Below are 1220 nucleotides of genomic sequence, written 5' to 3'. Positions count from 1 at the left end.
AGAATGGCACGCTGTCAAAAGCCAGCTCGCGATCATGTTCGAAGACCGCTTCCCAATGACGTAAAAAAGGCGTCAGGGCACAAAATTCCGCACAGTCTCCGGCGATGCGGCATCCGCCGAGGAGGTGGCAGCATGACGTCGTCGCAGACTGATACCGCCCGCCTCACCCTCGCTCTGAACGAATTGCGCCTGCCAGCCATCAAGGCGCTATGGCCGCGCTTCACTGAGCAGGCCGACAAGGAGGGCTGGCCCGCCGCCCGGCTGCTCAGCACCCTGGTGGAGCACGAGCTGGCCGAACGCGATCGCCGCCGTATCGAACGACATCTCGCACAGGCCCGCTTGTTGCCCGGAAAGACCCTCGAGACCTTCGACTTCGCAGCCGTCCCCATGCTGTCCAAAGCCCATGTCAGTGCCATCACATCTGGTGACAGCTGGATCGGAAAGGGCAGCAACATCCTGCTGTTCGGCCCGCCGGGCGTGGGTAAGTCGCATCTTGGCTCCGCCATCGGGCTCGCACTTGTCGAGAAAGGCTACCGCGTCCTCTTCAGCCGCACCACCGATCTGGTCCAGAAACTGCAGCAGGCGCGCCGCGATCTCGTCCTCGAAAGCGCAATCGCGAAACTCGACAAGTTCCACCTGCTCATCCTCGATGACATCACCTACGTCACCAAGGATCAGGCCGAGACCAGCGTGCTCTTCGAACTCATCAGCGCGAGATACGAACGTCGCTCCATGCTGATCACGGCCAACCAGCCTTTCGGGGAATGGAATACGATCTTTCCCGATCCGGCCATGACGCTGGCCGCCGTCGACCGGCTCGTTCACCACGCGACAATCTTCGAGATGAATGTCGAAAGCTACCGGCGCAGGGCGGCCGAACAGGCAAAAGGCCCTGGACGCCCAGCCCAAAGAGCAACACCGGCAAACACCAAACCTGATTGACGCGCCGCGACAATCAAAACCAACAAAAACCTTGATGGTGGCGGGAAAGCCCGCCATCATCATCAATGTCGCAACCCAGGATTCTCATCCTGATTGACGCGCTCCTCTCACCCAGATTGTCGCGCTACAGGCGCACCAGCTTGTGCTTTCGGTCCACGTTCACGTGGTTCTTGTAACCATAGTGGCTCTTGCCGTGTTTCTTGGTCCAGCGCGCGTCCACATCCTTCTGCGCGCGCTTCGCGGGCTTGTCGGCCCAGTCCTCGGGTACTTCGCCGTTC

1 protein-coding gene and 1 pseudogene are annotated in these 1220 nt (G+C 60.6%); one reads left to right on the top strand and one right to left on the bottom strand.

Annotation, left to right across the window (positions count from 1 at the left end; translation table 11 throughout):
* The first annotated feature begins 132 nt into the window (after positions 1 to 132).
* Positions 133 to 942, top strand: a complete 810-nt coding sequence (gene istB / locus ACH107_RS32940) for an IS21-like element helper ATPase IstB (protein WP_412509799.1) — start codon at positions 133 to 135, stop codon at positions 940 to 942.
* Between the two features lie 130 nt (positions 943 to 1072).
* Here istB and ACH107_RS32935 read toward each other — a convergent pair.
* Positions 1073 to 1220: pseudogene (locus ACH107_RS32935) on the bottom strand (IS5/IS1182 family transposase); the annotation flags it as partial.

The sequence above is a fragment of the Roseovarius halophilus (ex Wu et al. 2025) genome, from assembly GCF_047086965.1.
The sequence above is the reverse complement of the archived record's forward strand: the minus strand, read 5'-3'. Positions and strand labels throughout refer to the sequence as shown.